The organism is Modestobacter sp. NPDC049651 (assembly GCF_040659695.1).
Lineage (GTDB): Bacteria > Actinomycetota > Actinomycetes > Mycobacteriales > Geodermatophilaceae > Modestobacter.
In genome coordinates, this window is the sequence record NZ_JBFAOG010000001.1 from 556,674 (window position 1) to 573,160 (window position 16,487).

Annotated in this window: 15 protein-coding genes; 7 read left to right on the top strand and 8 right to left on the bottom strand. The window is 76.3% G+C overall.

Annotation, left to right across the window (positions count from 1 at the left end):
* The first annotated feature begins 53 nt into the window (after positions 1–53).
* Both AB0J00_RS02800 and AB0J00_RS02805 read left to right on the top strand, forming a co-directional pair.
* Complete coding sequence (locus AB0J00_RS02800; RefSeq protein ID WP_357739818.1) at positions 54–620, top strand: hypothetical protein; 567 nt, start codon at positions 54–56, stop codon at positions 618–620.
* Between the two features lie 102 nt (positions 621–722).
* Positions 723–998 (top strand): hypothetical protein, encoded by a 276-nt coding sequence (locus AB0J00_RS02805; protein WP_357739820.1) that lies wholly within the window; start codon positions 723–725, stop codon positions 996–998.
* Between the two features lie 12 nt (positions 999–1,010).
* Here AB0J00_RS02805 and AB0J00_RS02810 read toward each other — a convergent pair whose 3' ends face one another.
* From AB0J00_RS02810 to AB0J00_RS02830, 5 genes are all read right to left on the bottom strand, one after another.
* The gene (locus AB0J00_RS02810; RefSeq protein WP_357739823.1) at positions 1,011–1,304 is read right to left on the bottom strand and encodes a hypothetical protein; all 294 of its coding nucleotides are present in this window, start codon (positions 1,302–1,304) and stop codon (positions 1,011–1,013) included.
* 514 nt (positions 1,305–1,818) lie between these two features.
* A complete protein-coding gene (locus AB0J00_RS02815) occupies positions 1,819–3,021 on the bottom strand; it encodes a DUF222 domain-containing protein (RefSeq protein ID WP_357739826.1) in 1,203 nt (400 codons plus the stop codon).
* Positions 3,022–3,168: 147 nt separating this feature from the next.
* Complete coding sequence (locus tag AB0J00_RS02820) at positions 3,169–3,510, bottom strand: nuclear transport factor 2 family protein (RefSeq protein WP_357739829.1); 342 nt, start codon at positions 3,508–3,510, stop codon at positions 3,169–3,171.
* A gap of 33 nt (positions 3,511–3,543) precedes the next feature.
* Positions 3,544–4,224, bottom strand: a complete 681-nt coding sequence (locus AB0J00_RS02825; protein ID WP_357739832.1) for a response regulator transcription factor — start codon at positions 4,222–4,224, stop codon at positions 3,544–3,546.
* Positions 4,221–5,453 carry a histidine kinase gene (locus AB0J00_RS02830; RefSeq protein WP_357739835.1) on the bottom strand — a complete coding sequence of 411 codons (1,233 nt, stop codon included), beginning with the start codon at positions 5,451–5,453 and terminating at the stop codon, positions 4,221–4,223. The genes AB0J00_RS02825 and AB0J00_RS02830 overlap by 4 nt, the downstream gene beginning before the upstream one ends.
* 190 nt (positions 5,454–5,643) lie before the next feature.
* On the opposite strand from AB0J00_RS02830, the gene AB0J00_RS02835 reads away from it, so the two are divergent.
* Genes AB0J00_RS02835 through AB0J00_RS02850 form a run of 4 tightly spaced genes read left to right on the top strand, consistent with a single transcriptional unit; the run spans position 5,644 to position 9,401 of the window.
* Positions 5,644–6,504 carry an alpha/beta hydrolase gene (locus tag AB0J00_RS02835; RefSeq protein WP_357739838.1) on the top strand — a complete coding sequence of 287 codons (861 nt, stop codon included), beginning with the start codon at positions 5,644–5,646 and terminating at the stop codon, positions 6,502–6,504.
* Complete coding sequence (locus AB0J00_RS02840) at positions 6,501–7,541, top strand: alpha/beta-hydrolase family protein (RefSeq protein ID WP_357739841.1); 1,041 nt, start codon at positions 6,501–6,503, stop codon at positions 7,539–7,541. The genes AB0J00_RS02835 and AB0J00_RS02840 overlap by 4 nt, the downstream gene beginning before the upstream one ends.
* Positions 7,525–8,310, top strand: coding sequence for a MerR family transcriptional regulator (locus tag AB0J00_RS02845; protein WP_357739842.1), 786 nt, complete (start codon positions 7,525–7,527; stop codon positions 8,308–8,310). The genes AB0J00_RS02840 and AB0J00_RS02845 overlap by 17 nt, the downstream gene beginning before the upstream one ends.
* A gap of 11 nt (positions 8,311–8,321) precedes the next feature.
* Complete coding sequence (locus tag AB0J00_RS02850; RefSeq protein WP_357739845.1) at positions 8,322–9,401, top strand: epoxide hydrolase; 1,080 nt, start codon at positions 8,322–8,324, stop codon at positions 9,399–9,401.
* On the opposite strand, the gene AB0J00_RS02855 is transcribed toward AB0J00_RS02850, so the two are convergent.
* Both AB0J00_RS02855 and AB0J00_RS02860 read right to left on the bottom strand, forming a co-directional pair.
* The gene (locus AB0J00_RS02855; protein ID WP_357739848.1) at positions 9,382–11,043 is read right to left on the bottom strand and encodes a CocE/NonD family hydrolase; all 1,662 of its coding nucleotides are present in this window, start codon (positions 11,041–11,043) and stop codon (positions 9,382–9,384) included. The two genes, AB0J00_RS02850 and AB0J00_RS02855, sit on opposite strands and share 20 nt — an antisense overlap.
* A gap of 81 nt (positions 11,044–11,124) precedes the next feature.
* Positions 11,125–12,219, bottom strand: a complete 1,095-nt coding sequence (locus AB0J00_RS02860; RefSeq protein ID WP_357739851.1) for a ScyD/ScyE family protein — start codon at positions 12,217–12,219, stop codon at positions 11,125–11,127.
* Between the two features lie 222 nt (positions 12,220–12,441).
* Between AB0J00_RS02860 and AB0J00_RS02865 the strand changes: the two genes are divergently transcribed.
* Positions 12,442–15,666 (top strand): BTAD domain-containing putative transcriptional regulator, encoded by a 3,225-nt coding sequence (locus tag AB0J00_RS02865; RefSeq protein ID WP_357739854.1) that lies wholly within the window; start codon positions 12,442–12,444, stop codon positions 15,664–15,666.
* Here the strand turns inward: AB0J00_RS02865 and AB0J00_RS02870 are convergent.
* Positions 15,663–16,337 carry a hemerythrin domain-containing protein gene (locus AB0J00_RS02870; RefSeq protein ID WP_357739857.1) on the bottom strand — a complete coding sequence of 225 codons (675 nt, stop codon included), beginning with the start codon at positions 16,335–16,337 and terminating at the stop codon, positions 15,663–15,665. The genes AB0J00_RS02865 and AB0J00_RS02870 overlap by 4 nt on opposite strands.
* Between the last annotated feature and the right edge of the window lie 150 nt (positions 16,338–16,487).

Below are 16,487 nucleotides of genomic sequence, written 5' to 3' on the forward strand. Positions count from 1 at the left end.
CTTGTCCGTGGGCGGCCCATCACGGGACGCACGACTGTGCCGATACTGCAGCCGTGACCTCGGAGCTGCTGACGCTGGGCCTTCAGCCGGCAGTCCACACGCACGACGTCAGGGACGGCAGGGTGGTCCGTCACCCCCGGTCGTACTTCCTGGACTTCCTCGTCGACGGCGTCTCCTTCTCGAACCTGGCGCACGTCGACAGGAACCTCGTCACGGCACTGAACCGCTCCGTCTGGGCGGACATCTCGGGAGCCGTCGAGACCCTCCTGGGGCGACGTCCCGCGCCCTACCTGGACGCGGGCCGCATCCCCCTGCTCGTCTGCGGCTCGTGCGGCGAGTTGGAGTGCGGTGCCGTCACTGCCGCGCTGCACGTGGGCGCGACCGAGGTGACGTGGTCGGACTTCCGGTGGGACCAGGGGAACATCAGCGGCCCTGAGCCCATCGACTCGCTGTGTGCGCCGTTGCGGTTCGACCGGGTCCAGTACGGAGCGGAGCTGGCCGACGTCGGCCTACGGGTGGCCGACCTCCCGGATGACGAACCGCTGTTCAGCCGACCGCCCCACCGTGGGCGGCGACTCCGCTGGCCCTGGCAGCGTTCGGAAGACGACAGGCGTCCCTGAAGCCGCCTCCGGGAACACGGTCTGCCCGACCCTCGGGACACCGCCTGTCACGAAGTGGGTCCTGAGTTCCGGTGGGTGCAGCGCGATCACGATGAGACGTCGATGCGTTCCGGGTCGGTCGACGACCTGGACTTCGAGCGGCACCCCGTGACCTCGATCGCCGTACTGGCCCACTGGCTCATCGGCCGGGGGTTCAACGACGAGGACGCCGTGATCCGCCTTCGCGCCACCAACGTCGGTCCACGCGCCATGCAGGCTGCAGCGGAGCTGATGACTGGGAGCGAGCGCCAGGACGACGCCCTCACGCACGCGCGAGATCTTCTCCTGCAAGCCGCCATCGACCCGCCACCCGATGGCGGCCAGCGGCAGCCGTCCTGAGCCCCTGAAGGCCTACCCGGCTGGTGGGGCACCAGCAACGAGGCGAAGCGCCTCCTCGTAGCCACCGCCGAAGTCGATACGGGTGACGTCGGTTGCGTCGAAGGTGCGCGGCTTGCGCGCCCAACCTCCCCGCGTGTTGACCTCGAGCAAGCGGAGCGTGGACTCGTCCATGGAGACCGTGCCGATCCAGCACACGTCCGGCCGCGCGAACTCGTCGAACACTGACACCATGGCTGTCACAGCTGACGCCGACCCGACGACGCTGGCGACATCAGCCAGGTCCAGTTCCGGTGAGAAGGCGGCCACAGTGCTCGGACCTTCAGCGCTCTGATCTCGAAGCAATCAGGGTCGGGATCGTGGAGACAGCTTGGATGTCCTTCACACGGATCAGGTGCCAGCCGTCGAACACGATTCGGTCGGACAGACGCTGGAGCGCTACCCACTTCTCGCCGACGCCGACCACGAAACCCTCCAGTCGATCGGCCTCCGGTATCCAGCGTCGGACGGTGACGACCAGCTGGTCCTGCTGCGCGCGCGCCAGACGCGCCAGGATCGCCTCCCTGTCGACCGGAAGCGTGGATCTCGATCCGACGGCCGTCCGAGAGGACGGCGAACTCGCCGACGCAGAACGACCGCTCGTGGGTGGCAGGCTCCTCGGACACCAGGTCGCACGAAGCCCCGAGACGAACGACCTCCGTGGTCACGAGCTCAAGCTATCGGCGCGGCACCGCTCCAGCGCAGCGTGCCGCCTCGCTCGGGGCGCGCCTGGGACACTGCACATGGCAACCGCGGCCGGCGCGAAGGCGCCGGTGTACGCGCGTCAGCTGATGAGGGGTCCGATGAGGATCTCGGTGCCGTCGGGGCGGTAGGTGCGCCATCGCCCGCCGGGATCTCGCTCGACCCGGAACCCGTGGTGCACCTTCGTGTGGTGCCGTTCGCACAACAACGCTGAGTTCTTGAGTGAGGTCTCGCCGCCGTTGATCCAGTGCACCAGGTGGTGGACGTCGGCCCACCAGTGCGGTGCCCCGCAGCCGGCGAACACGCACGTCTTGTCCCGCGCCACCACCGCCCGTCTCAGGCTGGCCGGGACGATGCGGTGCTTGCGGCCGTAGTCCAGCGGAACACCGTCCGGGCCCATGATCACGCGGGATACCACCGCGTCGCAGGCCAGCCAGCGAGCTCTCGCCGCGGAGATCTGCGCCCCCAACCCCATGCTCGCGGTCTGCGCGCCGGTCGCGGGATCGATGAGATCCTCGAGCTTGATCTGGAGGACGACGTGCGGCTTCTCGCTCCGCAGGACCGGCAGGTTGCCCGCGGCGAGCTGGTTGTCGGCGATCTGCACGAACGCATCCGCGTTCTGCTGCGCGCGGGTCCGGGTGTCACCCTTCGGCCGGTCGGCCTGGACCTGCGACTCGATCGCCGCCTGCACCTTCTCGCTCGCGACGGCGTCCAGGTCCCAGCGGCCGGTGGTCGACCCGTCGGCGTGCTTGACGATCCTCAGGCTGCGCAGCTCGGTCGGGTCCGGCTCCGGGCCATCGGGATCGAGCGCGGCCTGGAACGCCTGCACCGCGACCTTCAGCGCGTCATAGGACGACTCCCGCGCCACCCGCGCCCAGTCCTCGTCGAACGCGGCCAGGTCGATCCCCTGCTCCGCAGCGGCCGCGATCTCCCTTGGACCCACCGCATCGGCGATCACATCCACCTGCGCGGCAGTGATCGACCCGTCCGCGAACCCGACCGCGACCAACGGGAAGTGCGGCAGCGTGCGGCCGGCCCGCATCAGCCTCGATGCGTCCCACGCCGACAGGCGCTGGTGTCCGATCAACCACGACCGCATCGACTTCAAGCCATCACGCTCCGCGGACTGGATGAGCTGACCGTGCCTCACCCGGCGGGTGATCTGCGCATCCAGCCGGTTGCGGGCTGCGATCAGCCCCGCCACCGAATCCAGCGTCTCGGCGTCCGCCATGCTCTCGACGTCCTCGGCCGCGAGCTCGTCGAGAGCCGACTGCAATCCGCTCACGACACCTCCCGACCGCTTCGAACGTGTGTACGGAGTCTACCCGATGACGACCACCCAGACCAGGCGAATCCCCAGGTCAACCGGCCAATCGACCACCCCTTCCCGGTTTGTCGCCACCAACCGGGAAGGGCGGTCGCACGCCAGGGCTCACGGCGCGATGACCACCTCCGCGACGCGGTCGCCGGAGAGGGTGAAGCGGTAGCGCAGGTCGACCACGCCGCCGGGGAAGTCGCCCTCCAGGTGGTGGGTGGTCACCCAGTGCTCGTCGTCCACCCGCTCGACGCCGGTGAGCGTCGACGAGTACCGGTACTCCGACGCCGCCCGGCGCAGCCAGTCGGCGATCTCGTCGGTGCCGCGGTGGGTGGAACCGTCGTCGACGACGACGGCGTCCGGGGTCAACGCGGCCAGCGCCCGGTCGACGTCGCGGGCGGTGGAGGCGGTCAGGAAGTCGCCGACGACGGCCGGCGGGGCGACGAGGTTCTCGGTCATGCACCGACCGTCGGACCTCCCCCAGGGGGAGGGTCAAGCCCCCGGCCGCACCAGGCCCGTCTCGTACGCGAGCACCACCGCCTGGGCCCGGTCGCGCAGCCCGAGCTTGGCGAACACCCGCGACACGTGCGTCTTCGCGGTCTGCTCGACGACGAACAGCTCGTCGGCGATCTCCCGGTTCGACAGCCCGCGGGCGACCAGCCGCAGCACCTCGGTCTCCCGCGGGGTGAGCGCCGCGAGCACGGCCGGGCGGTCGTCGTCGGCCGGCCGCGACGGGCCGGTCTGGAGGAAGTGCGAGATGAGCCGCCGGGTGATCTCCGGTGCGAGCAGCGCGTCGCCGGCCGCAACGACCCGCACCGCGTGCAGCAGCTCCGCCGCCGGCGCGTGCTTGAGCAGGAACCCGCTCGCGCCGGCCTGCAGCGCCGCGTAGATGTGGTCGTCGAGGTCGAACGTGGTCAGCACCAGCACCTTCGGTGCGGGGCTGCGGCCGAGCAGCTCGCGGGTGGCCTCGATGCCGTCGAGCCGGGGCATCCGCACGTCCATCAGGACGACGTCCGGCGGCCGCCCGGCACCGGTGAGCGAACCGGCCAGGGCGAGCGCCTCCGCGCCGTCGCCGGCGGTGCCGAGCACCTCGATGTCCGGCTGGGCGCCGAGCAGCGCGGCGAAGCCCTCGCGCACCATCGACTGGTCGTCGACGACCAGCACCCCGATCACGCCAGCACCCCGATCGGCAGCTCCGCGGTGAGCTGGAACCCGCCGTCCGGGGTCGGGCCGGCGGTCAGCTCCCCGCCGTGGACGGCGGCCCGCTCGCGCATGCCGGTGAGCCCGGTGCCGCTGCCCGGCGCGGCGGCGGTCGTCGTCCCGGGGCCGTTGACCACCTCGATCCGCAGCACGCCGTCGACGGACTCGACGCGCACCCGCACCCATGCGCCCGGGGCGTGCTGGCCGGCGTTCGCGACCGCCTGCTGCACGATCCGGTACGCCGACAGCCCGACCGCCTCGGGCACCACCGGGACGATCAGCTCCCACTGCAGCTCGGCGCCGGCCGCCCGGGCCGAGCGCAGCAGCTGCTCGACGTCGGCCAGCCCGGGCTGCGGCGCGCGCTCGGCGCCGTCGTCGGAGCGCAGCACCCCGAGCAGGCCCTGCATCTCGGCCAGCGACTGCCGCGCGGCCGAGGCCACCTCGGCGAACTCCCCGCGCACCGCGGGCGGCAGCTCGGCCAGCCGGTACGGCGCGGTCTCGCAGCGCACCGCGATCAGCGACATGTGGTGGGCGACGACGTCGTGCATCTCCCGGGCGATCCGGGCCCGCTCGGCCAGCGCGCCCTGCCGGGCGAGCGCGTCGGACGCCCGTTCCTGCTCGCCGCGCAGCGCCGCGCGGGCCCGCTGCCGGCCGCCGAGCGCCGCGCCCAGGACGACGGCCATGGCCAGCACGATGGCCGCCCCGAGGTGCCACCCGCCCTGGACGGCGTCCGGCTGCACGCCGAGGCAGATGCCGTAGCCGGCCCCGGTGACCACGACGATGCCGAGCAGCGTGCGGCCCTGCGCGACGGCGGCGGCCAGCAGCAGGGCGGGGATCCAGAGCAGCCAGATCCACTGCATCGGCGTGCCGGCGACCTCCAGCAGCACGACGACGCCGGTGACGACCAGCCAGGCGTCCAGCGGGCGGCGCGGGGCGAGCACGAGCGCGACCACCGCGGGCAGCAGGCAGAAGAAGTACGCCACGCCGTTGCCGTCGTAGACGGTCGAGGCGGAGGCGGCCGCGACCTCGAGGGCGAAGGCGCCGGTGAGCAGGGTCAGCACCCGGACGAGCCAGCGGCGGCCCGCCCACGGCGGCGCGGCCGGCCCTTCCCGGCGGACGGCGGCGAGCGCGGCGTGCCCGAGGACGGCGGCGACGGCGGCCCCGTCGGCGCGGAGCCGGTCGGACAGCGAGGGAGGCGTCATGGTGAGCCGAGGGTAGTGACGGCGACCGGCCGTGCGCGTCCCTCTGCGCGGGCATCCCGACCCCCTACCGCGGTAGCACCGGCCCGGTCCCGCAGGGCGACGAGCGGGCTCGCGTCACCCCGGGGGTGGCGCCGGGATCGGCTCCGCAGCGTGACGACCCGGCCCCGCGGCGTGCCTACGGTCGATCGGCATGCGCTTCCCTCTGCTGGCCCTGCTGGCCACGGCGTCCTCGCTGCTCAGCGCGCTGGTGCTGGCCGCCCAGCCGGCCGCCGCACCACCCGTCGGCCCGGTGCCGCTGGACGCGTCCTGCGCCGCGTCGCTGACCGCCCGGGTCACCACGGGTGACGACCTGCGGGTGCTCGGCTGCGAGCGCACCGGCCGGGGCCGCGCCGTGCTGGCGGTGGGCGACCCGGCGACCGCGGCGTCGGTCGCCGTGCTGGTGCCCGGGGCGGACATCGACCTGGGCACCCTCGCCGACCCGGCGCACCCCGAGCGGCGGCCGCTCGGCTGGGCCCGTGCCCTGCAGGCCGAGGCCGGGCCGGACGCCGCCGTGGTGCTGTGGGTGGGCTACCCGACGCCGCAGGGGCTGGGCCGCGACGCCGCCACCGGCCGGCTCGCCCGCGCGGCGGTGCCCGCGCTGGTCGAGGAGGTCGCTCGGCTGCGGGACCGCCCCGGCGCACCGCCGCACCTGACGGTGGTCGGGCACAGCTACGGCGCGGTCGTCGCCGCGCTGGCCGCCGACCGGCTGCCGGCCGACGACCTGGTGCTGCTGGGCAGCCCGGGCGCCCGCGCCGCCGACGTCGCCGCCCTGCACACCCGCGCCCGGGTCTCGGTGGCCCGCACCCGGGGCGACTGGATCGCCCGCGTGCCGCACCTGGCGCTGGGCGACCTCGGCCACGGCACCGACCCGGTCTCCCCCGGCTTCGGCGCGCGGCGGCTGGCCACCGGCGAGGCGACCGGCCACACCGGCTACTTCACGCCGGGCTCGACGGCGCTGCGCTCGATCGCCGCCGTGGTCACCGGGGACGCCGGCGCCGGGAGCCCGCGATGAGGCCGCTGCGCCACCCGATCGCGGTCCTCGCCGCCTGGACCGCGGCGCTCACCTGCTGGGCCACCCCGTGGCTGCTGACCCCGCCGACCTGGGTGCGGCTGACCGCCGCGGTGCTCGCCGGGCTGACCGGCTGGCTCGCGGTGCGGGCGGTCGGCGGGCTCGTCGCCCTGCTGCGGTCGCCCGCGCGGCGGCGGCTCCGGCTGGCCGCACCGCTCGCCGTCCTGCTGGTCCTGGTCGGCGCGCCCGGCAGCGCGACGGCCGGGCCGCCCGCGGTGGGCCCGGTGTCCGCGGTGCCCGGCGTGCCGGGCGCGGGCCCGCTGCGCATCACGGTGCCGCTCGCCGCCGGCCGCACCGACGCCGACCGGGCACGGGCCGCGGTGACCCGGCTGGTGCGGGCCGGCGGCACCGCCCGGTCGACCGTGCTGGTCGCCGTCCCGACCGGGTCGGGGTGGGTCGACTGGCGGGCGGTCGGCGAGCTGGAGCGGCGCAGCGGCGGCGACGTCGCGACGGTGACCGTGCAGTACGCCGAGCAGCCGAGCTGGCTGGAGTACCTGCGCGGCCCGCAGCGGGCGGACCGGTCCGCGGCCGCGGTGCTCCGCGCGGTGCGCACCCAGCTGGCCGCGCTGCCGGCGGCCACCCGGCCCCGGCTGCTGGTGTTCGGCGAGAGCCTCGGCGCGGTCGCCGCGGCGTCCGCCGTCCGGACGACGCCGGTCGACGGCTGCCTGCTGGCCGGCCTGCCCGGCTCGGCCGGCGGACCGCCGGTGCCCGGTTGCGTCGAGGTGCGCAACGTCGACGACCCGGTGGCCTGGTGGCGTCCCGGGCTGCTGGCGACGCCGCGCGCCGGGCTGCCGTGGCTGCCGGTGGTCACCTTCTGGCAGACGACCGGCGCGCTGGTGACCTCGCTGGACGGGCCGCCCGGCAGCGGTCATTCCTACGGCCGCACGCTCGGACCCGCCTGGCAGCAGCTGCTCGACGGCCCGGGCTCGACCCTCCCCCGGGGAGAGGGTGCAGAGTCGCAGCGTGCTGTCGATCGGTGAGTTCTCCTCGCTGACCCACCTCAGCGTCCGCACCCTGCGCCGCTACCACGACGCGGGGCTGCTGGCGCCGGCCGCGGTCGACCCGTTCACCGGCTACCGCCGGTACACGCCCGAGCAGATCCCGACCGCGCAGGTGATCCACCGGCTGCGCGAGCTCGACGTGCCGCTCGCCGACGTGCAGCGGATCCTCGCCACCCCCGACCCCGGCACCCGCGCCGACCTCGTCGCCGGCCACCTGCGCCGGCTGGAGGAGCAGCTCGACCGCACCCGGGCCGCGGTGACCAGCCTGCGCCGGCTGCTCCAGCCGACCGGGCTGGACGTCGAGCTGCGGCGGGTGCCGGCCACGACGGTCGCCGCGGTCGAGGCGACCGTGCGGGACGACGACGTGATCGCCTGGTATGCCGCGGCGATGGCCGAGCTCGACGCCGCCGTCCCGGAGCCCGTCGGCCCACCCGGCGGGCTGTACGACAACGCGCTGTTCACCGACGGCGCCGGAACCGCGCTGCTCTACCTGCCGACCGCGCACCCGCCGGTGGCCGGCCGGGTCCGCCCGGCGGACCTGCCGGCCGCCGAGCTGGCTGTGACCACCCACCGCGGCGAGCACGACGACATCGACGTCACCTACGGCGAGCTCGGCGCCTGGGTGGTCGAGCACGCGCTGGCGGTGGCCGGCCCGGTGCGCGAGCACTACCTGGTCGGGCCCCGCGACACCCCCGATGCGGCAGAGTGGCGCACCGAGATCGGCTGGCCGGTCTTCCGCGTGAGCTGAGGAGATCCCGCATGGACGACGCTGCACCCCCGCCCGTGGCACCGGAGGTGCTCGACGACCTGCGGCAGCGGCTGCGCGCGCACCGCCCGGTCGCGGGCACCGGCACCGCCGGCTGGGACCGGGGCACCGAGGCCGGGTACCTCGCCGAGCTGGTGCGGTGGTGGGCCGAGGAGTACGACTGGCGGCCGCACGAGGAGCGGATCCGCGCACTGCCGTGGGAGCGCGCCGGCGCGCTGCGGGTCGTCCACCAGCGCGCCGCCGACCCCGGTGCCCCGGTCGTCGTCCTGCTGCACGGCTGGCCGGACTCGGTGCTGCGCTACGAGCGGGTGCTGCCGCAGCTCACCGACGTGCACGTCGTCGTCCCGGCTCTGCCCGGCTACCCGTTCGCCGCGCCGGTCGACGACCCGGACCTGTCGAGCGCGCTGATGTCCGACCTGGTCGCCGACGCGCTGACCGCGCTCGGGTACGACCGCGCCGTGGTCTCCGCCGGCGACATCGGCCGCGGCGTCGCGGTCGGGCTGGCCTCCCGGCACCGGGACCGGCTGGCGGCGCTGCACCTCACCGACGTCCCGACCAACGTGGTCACCGACGGCGGCCCGACCGCCGAGGAGCGGGAGCTGCAGCAGCAGGTGCTGCGGTGGCGGCTCGCCGACGGCGCCTACGCGCTGGAGCAGGCCACCCGGCCGCACACCCTGGCCGCAGCGCTCGGCGACTCCCCCGCCGGGCTGGCCGCCTGGATCGTGGAGAAGCTGCGCGACTGGAGCGACTCCGGCGGGGACGTCGAGCAGGTGTGGTCCCGCGCGGACCTGCTCACCTGGATCACCGCCTACTGGGTCACCGGCGCGATCGGCACCTCGTTCGCGCCGTACGCGCACCGCAGCCCGGACGTCGGCCGGATGGACGTGCCGACGGTGGTGCAGCAGTTCCCCGGCGAGCTGATCCGGGTGGCGCGGCCGGTCGCCGAGCGGGCGTTCGACCTGCGCGGCTGGCGCGAGGAGGACTCCGGCGGCCACTTCGCCGCCTGGGAGCGGCCGCAGGTGTGGCTGGCCGGGCTGCGCGAGGCGCTGGGAGTCAGCCGAGCGGCAGGGTGACCGCCGAGCCGGCGTGCCGGAGCCGGTGGGTCACCGGCACCGCGCGGGTGGCCTCCCCCAGCGGTTCGCCGGCGCCGAGGTTGCGGGCGAACCGCGGGTGCGCGCCGCCGGACACCTGCAGCCGCAGCCGGTGCCCGGCGGCGAACCGGTGCGCGGTCTCCGGCAGGGTCGTCTCGACCGTCCGCTGTCCGGCCGGCGCGGGCTCGCCGGCCACGGGGTCCAGCCGCACCAGCCGGTCGGTGACGTTGACCGAGCGGCCGCGCCGGTCGACGTCGGTGAGCCGGACGAACAGGTCGGCGTGCGGGTTGTCCGGGTCGGCCACGAGCCGCACCCGGGCCGCGCCGAGCAGCTCGACCGGGGCGGGCAGCGGGTCGGTGGTGAAGGTCCGGACGTCGTCCCGCGCCTCCAGCCCGGTGTTGTCCCGCCGACCCGCGAGCCGGCCGAGCGTGCGCCCGCCCACCGACGGGGTCGGGTCCACCGGGTCGTACCGGAACACCGTCGTGCCGTCGTCCCCCGGCCCGTCGACGAGCCGGCCGGCGGCGAGCTGCCACGTGCGGTCGCGGGTGGCCGGCGGCCAGTCCGGCAGCGCCCGCCAGCGGTCCGCGCCGGTGACGAACACCCGCACCCGGTCCGGCCGCGGCGGGCCGTCGCCGAGCTGCGCGTCCAGCCAGGCCAGCGACTCGCGCACCGCCAGCGCGGAGTCCAGGTTCAGGTGCGCGAAGGGGCCGACGGTCAGCCCGACGTCCACCCCGCGGTCGCGCAGCACCCGGTACTGCTCCAGCGTCTGCTCCAGGAACCAGTCCTGCCAGCCGCCGACCAGCAGCGCCGGGACCGTCGAGGAGTGCACCGCGGCGGTGGCCCGGTAGCGGTCCCAGTAGGGGTCGTCGAGGTCGGGGTGGGCGATCCACTCCTCGAACCAGGGCACCGGCACACCCCCGAGCCGCTCGGCGAGCCCGGCCAGCGGCAGCCGGGCCAGGTGCGGGGCCAGCCGGCGCTCCGCCGTCATCAGCCGGACGTTGCCCTGCAGCGTGCCGACCCGCTCCTGGTGCGCGATCAGCTCGGTCCAGGTGGCCAGGTTGGCGAGCTGGAAGGCGCCGTTCTCCATGCCGGCGCCGGCCAGGTCGTGCGGGCCGATGTAGAGCACCATCGCCTGCAGCTCCGGCGGCGGGTCCAGCGCCAGCGCCCACTGCGTGTAGCCGAGGTAGCTGGGCCCCAGGGTGGCCAGCCGGCCGTCGAACCACGGCTGCTCGCGCAGCCAGGCCACGGTGTCCTGGCCGTCGTGCTCCTCGTCGACCACCGGCCGGAAGTCACCGCCGGAGCCGAACGTGCCGCGCACGCTCTGCAGCACGACCGCGTAGCCGCGGGCGGCGTAGGGCAGCACCAGGAAGACGCTGAACTGCCAGCCCCGGCCGTACGGCGAGCGCAGCAGGACGGTGGGGTGCGGCCCGTCGGTGTCGGGGAGGTACACGTCGGTGCGCAGCCGGGTGCGGTCGCGCACCGGGACGTCGAGGCCGCCCAGCACCCGGACGCCGTTGCGGGCCGGCGGGAGCCGCCACTGCCGGGTGAGCGCGGCAGCCGACAGCCGGGCGGCGCGGGCCAGCGGCACGGCGGCGACGGCGGCGGTGCGGTCGGCCCGGGACACGTCCCGACCCTAGCCACGGCAGCGGGGCCCGGGACGTGTCGTCCCGGGCCCCGCCACCGCGCTCACCGCTGCCGGCTCACCTCAGCCGCTGAAGGCGCTGCGGTCGACGCGCACCACCTCGCCACGGTTCGGCAGCCCCACGAAGCCGGCGATGCTCCACGCCGAGGCGTACAGCGCGCCGTCCTCGTACTCCAGGCCGCTGGGCATCGTCACGTGCGCGGTCGAGCGGTTGTCCCACCGGTCGATCCTGGTGATCTCACCGACCGTCGCCGGGTCGAAGCCGGCCGGCGGCGGGCCGTCACCTTCCGGCGCACCCTTGACCACGTTGGACGCGTAGACGTTGCCCCGCCGGTCGACGGCCACACCGGTGACCGAGGTCAGGCCCTTGATCACCCGCACCACGTGACCCCACTGGTCGAGCACGTAGACCCGGCCCGCACCCGGGGTCTCCGCGCCGAGCGAGCCGACGTAGATCAGCCCGTCCGGACCCTCGGTGATCTCGGTCGGCACCGGGTCGCAGCCCTGCGTGCCGGGGTTGGCGTTCTGGCAGCCCGCGACGTCGGTGACCGTCGGTGGGACGAAGAAGGTGCTGATCTTCCCGCTGCGCAGGTCGATCGACAGCACGTCGTTGGCACCGGCGTCCGCGACGAGCACCCGGTGCCGCTGGGCGAGCACGCCGAACGGGTTGGACAGCGCGTCGACCGGCTGGCCGTTGACGAGCTGGACCTGGCCGTCGGGGTTGTTGTCCTTCTCGTACTGCAGCAGGTCCCACGTGCGCAGCACGTGGCCGTCCGGTGTCGCCTCCACCACCTCTGCGCTGGGCGTGCCCGGCGGCGGCGCGGGGGTGCCCGAGTCGGGCGGGCCGCCGGCCTCGCCGACCGCCACGTAGATCTTCCCGCGCGAGGAGTCGACGCCCTGCGGGCTGCCCAGCCCGGTCAGCAGCGTGTGCACCTCGCCGCTGTACCGGTCGACCGAGGACACCTCCCCGGAGTCGGACTCCGCGACCAGCAGCTTGCTGCCGTACCAGTCGCTCAGCTGGCGGGGTCCCTGGAGACCGGACGCCACGGTGGTGACCGGGGCGTGGTCGCCCCCGCCGTGCGCGCTGGCCGTGGCCGGGAAGGCCAGCACCAGCGCCGTCGCGGTCGCCGCACCGGCCGCCGTCCTGCGATACCTCATCTGGTCTCTCCTCAGCTCCGAGGGTCCCCGAGAAACGCCGCGGAACCTGCCAGCGCGGACGCCGTCCGGGAACGGGTGCGGCGACGGCTCCCGGGCGGGCCGCGCGCGGCGCCACAGCCTGTGTCCAGCACCCCCACAGACGATGCGGAACCGGTTGCGTGGCGGGAGCAACTCGGCGGTGCTGTGCGGAACGGCCCCCCGGGCGATACCTTCCCCGGCACCATGTCCAGCGGGGTCCAGGTCTGCGTGCTCGGTCCGGTGCGCGCGCTCGTCGACGGGGCCGCGCCGCCGCTGGGCGGTCCGCGGCAGCGCTCGGTGCTCGCCCGGCTCGCCGCCGCCGGCGGCCACGTCGTCTCCGCCGACCGGATCGTCGACGACCTGTGGGCCGGCGAGCCGCCGCCCAAGGCGCTGGCCGCCCTGCAGGTGCACGTCAGCCACCTGCGCCGCGCGCTCGAACCGGCCCGCGGACGGCGGGAGGCGGCGACCGTGCTCGTCAGCGCGGCGCCCGGCTACCGCCTGCAGCTGCCCGCGGACGCCGTCGACGCCTGGCGGTTCGGCGCGCTGGTCGACCGGGCCCGGGCCGCCGCGGGTCCCGCCGCCCGCCGCGCGCTGCTGGACGAGGCGCTCGCGTGCTGGTCGGGCCCGGCCTACGCGGAGTTCGCCGACACCGCCTGGGCGGCGCCCGAGGTGGTCCGGCTCGACGAGCTGCGGCTGTCGGCGGTCGAGGAGCGCGCGGCGGCCGACCTGGAGCTGGGGGCCGCGGCGGCCGTCGTCCCGGTGCTGGAGCACCACCTGCAGGCGCACCCGGCCCGCGAGGAGGCGGTGCGGCTGCTCGCGCTGGCGCTGTACCGGACCGGCCGGCAGGGCGACGCGCTGGCGGTGCTGCGCCGGGCGCGCGACCACCTCGCCGACGAGCTCGGCGTCGACCCGGGTCCCGCGCTGCGCGCGCTGGAGGCCGCGGTGCTCGACCAGGCGCCGGTGCTCGACCGGCCCGGCACCCCGCCCGCGGCTCCCGGGCCGGCGCCCGCTCCCCCGCCGTCGCTGGGCCGCACCGCGGAGCTCGCCCGGCTGCTCGCGGTCGCGGACGGCCCCGGGCTGCGGCTGGTGTGGCTGGACGGCGAGCCGGGCGCCGGCAAGACGACGCTCGCCGAGGCCGCGGCCACCGCGCTGCGCGAGCGGGGCTGGCGGGTCGCGGTGGGCCGCTGCCCCGAGGTCGACGGCGCCCCGCCGGCCTGGGCCTGGCGCGAGGTGGCCGCGGACCTCGGCTCCCCGGACCTCGAGGACGCCGAGCTGCTCGGCGGCGCGGCGCCCAACGCCTTCTGGTCGGCCCGCGCGCTCGCCGACCGGCTGCGCGCGACCGCCCGCGAGCACCCGGTGCTGGTGGTGCTGGACGACGTGCACCGCGCCGACGAGCTGACCCTGCAGCTGCTGCGCCAGCTCGCCGACCTGCTCGCCGGGGAGCCGGTCGTCGTGCTGGCCACCGAGCGCACCGGCGAGGGCGGCGACGCGCTGTCGGCGACCCGCGCGGCGCTGGCCGGTGTGCCGTCGCTGCACCTGCCGCTGACCGGGCTCGACGAGGCCGGCGTCGCGGTGCTGGCCCGCCGGTTCGGGCTGGCCGACGTGACCGGCCCGGAGGTGGCGCTGCTGCGGGAGCGCACCGACGGCAACCCGCTGTACGTCCGCGAGCTCACCCGGCTGCTGGTCGCCGAGGGCCGCGCCGCCGCGCGCACCGCCGTCCCGGCCGGGGTGCGCGACGTGCTGCGCCGCCGGGTCGAGCGGCTGCCCGGCCCGGCCGGGACGGCGCTGCGGCAGGCCGCCGTGCTTGGCCGCGAGGTCGACGTCGACCTGCTGGCAGAGGTGGCCGGCCGCGATCCCGACGAGCTGCTCGACGGCCTGGAGACCGCGGTGCTCGCCGGGCTGCTCGACGAGCCCGCGCCCGGCCGGGTGCGGTTCACCCACGCCCTGGTGCGCGACGCGCTCTACGAGGGCACCCCGCTGCTGCGCCGGGCCCGGCTGCACGCCGCCGCGCTGGCCGCGCTGCGCGCCCGGGGCGGCGCCGACCCGATGACGCTGGCCCACCACGCGGCGGCCGCCGCCGGTCCGACGACGGCCGCCGACGCGGTGCCGTTCGCCGTCGCCGCGGCCCGGGCGGCGACGGAGCTGGGCGCCCCGGCCGAGGCCGCGCGGCAGTGGGCCTCGGCGCTGCGGCTGCACGCGCTGGCCGGCGGCCCCGGGGGTGACGAGGCGCTGCTCGACCTGCTGGTGCCCTCGATCGCCGCGCACGCCCGGGCCGGCGACATCGTCACCGCCCGCGGCCAGCAGCGCGACGCCGTCCGGGCCGCCGCCCGGCTGGGCCGCCGGGAGCCGCTGGTCGAGGCGCTGGCCGCCTGGGACGCGCCGCTGGTGTGGACCGTCCGCGACGACGGCGCGCAGGACCCCGAGCTGCTCGGCCCGCTGCTGGAGCTGCTGGACACCGACGCGGGTGCGGGGCTGCCCGGCGACGTCCGCTGCCGGCTGCTGGTCGCGCTGTTCCGGGAGGTCGAGGGGGTCGACGACGACCGCGCCGGGGAGGCCGGCCGGGAGGCGCTGGAGCTCGCCCGGGCGGTGGACGACGAGCGGCTGCGGTGCCTGGCGCTGAACGCGCGCTGCTACTACGCGCTGGGCCCGGACCTGGCCGCCGAGCGCGATGCCCTCGCCGAGCAGTACCGCGCCGCCGCGGCCGGCCAGCCCGACCACCTGGCGGTGGCGCACTGGCTGCTGTTCCTGGCGGCCGGGGCGCGCACCGACCTGGCCACCGCCCGCCGGCACGCCGACACCGCGGTGACGCTGGCCGGCACCGGTCAGCTCGCGCACCTGCTGGGCGCGCTGCACATCTTCTCCGGCGCGCTGCTGGTGCTCGCCGGCCGGCCGGACGAGGGCCGGGCCCGCTACGAGGCCGTGGCCGCGCGGCTGGCGGAGTCCGGCGCGATGAACGGCGAGCTGATGGCGATCATCGGCCGGTTCACCGCCGGCTGGAACCGCGGCGACCTGTCCGGCGCGCTGGCCGACCTCGAGTGGCTGCGCGCCGCGATGCCCGGCGCGCTCACCGACGCCGTCGTCCTCGGCCTGCTCGACGCCGGGCGGCCGGACGAGGCGCGGGCGGTGTGGCCGGTCCGCCGTCCGATCGCCCGCGACTACTACTGGCTGGTGACCACCGTGCTGCGCGCGCACGCCGCCGTCGGGCTGGGCGACCTGCCGGTGGCGCGCGCCGCCTACGCCGACCTGCTGCCCTGGGCGGGGCGGGTGGCCGGGCTGGAGTCGGGGACGCTGGTGGTCGGCCCGGTCGACGACGCGCTGGCCGCGGTGGCCGACGCCGTCGGCGACCCCGCGGCCGCGGCTGCCCACCGGGCGGGGGCGGCCCGGCTGCGCGAGGAGCTGGCCCGCCAGCTCGCCGGGCTCGACCTCTAGCTGCCGAACACCGCGCGCTCCCGGCGGCGGAACGGCGGCACCAGCAGCGCGATGAGCACCTTGATCGGCAGCCCGCCCTCGGCCTTGACCTTCGCCAGCTCCGCCGGCGTCGCCGCGAGCACGTTGCGCGGCGCCTCGAACGACATCTTCGCCCGCTTCCGGATGCGCGCCTCGACCTGCGCCCAGTCCCGCACCGACAGGTGCCGCTCGATCACCGGGAACACCTCCGCCTCCTCCTCGGCGATGTGCTCGGTGAGGGTGTCGCGCAGCTCGGCCAGCGCCGTGGCCAGCGCGGTCGCGGAGTCCTCGGCCGGGCGGGCGGCGAACCCGTCGGCGGTCGACCGCAGCCGCTCGAGCAGCGGGTCCAGCGCCGCGTGGTCGTCGCTGAGCTCGGAGAGGTCGACGTGCGGCCCGGCCGACTCGACGATCACCGGCCAGAGGATCTCGTCCTCCACCGTGTGGTGGTGGTGCACGGAGAAGGCGTAGTCGCGGACGTAGGCGCTGAAGGCCGGCACGTCGCCGCTCGCGCCGGCGGCGAACTGCTCGGCGCGGGTGGTGAGCCGGGCGGCGTCCTTGAGCATCGTGCGGTGCGCCAGGCGCATGCCCAGGACGTCGGGCACCGGGTCGCCGTCGCGGCGGGGGGTGACGGGGAACGGGGCGGTGGTGGTCATCGGGTCCTCCTCGGTGGGGGTTTGTGGATGCCGAGGACCGTGCACCGGCGCACTTGCGGCCGACTTGCCGCGGCGCCGCAAGTGCCCGGCAAGTGGGGGCGGCGACGGTCTGCCCCGACCGGCTCACCGTGGAGCCGCCGCACCCGACGA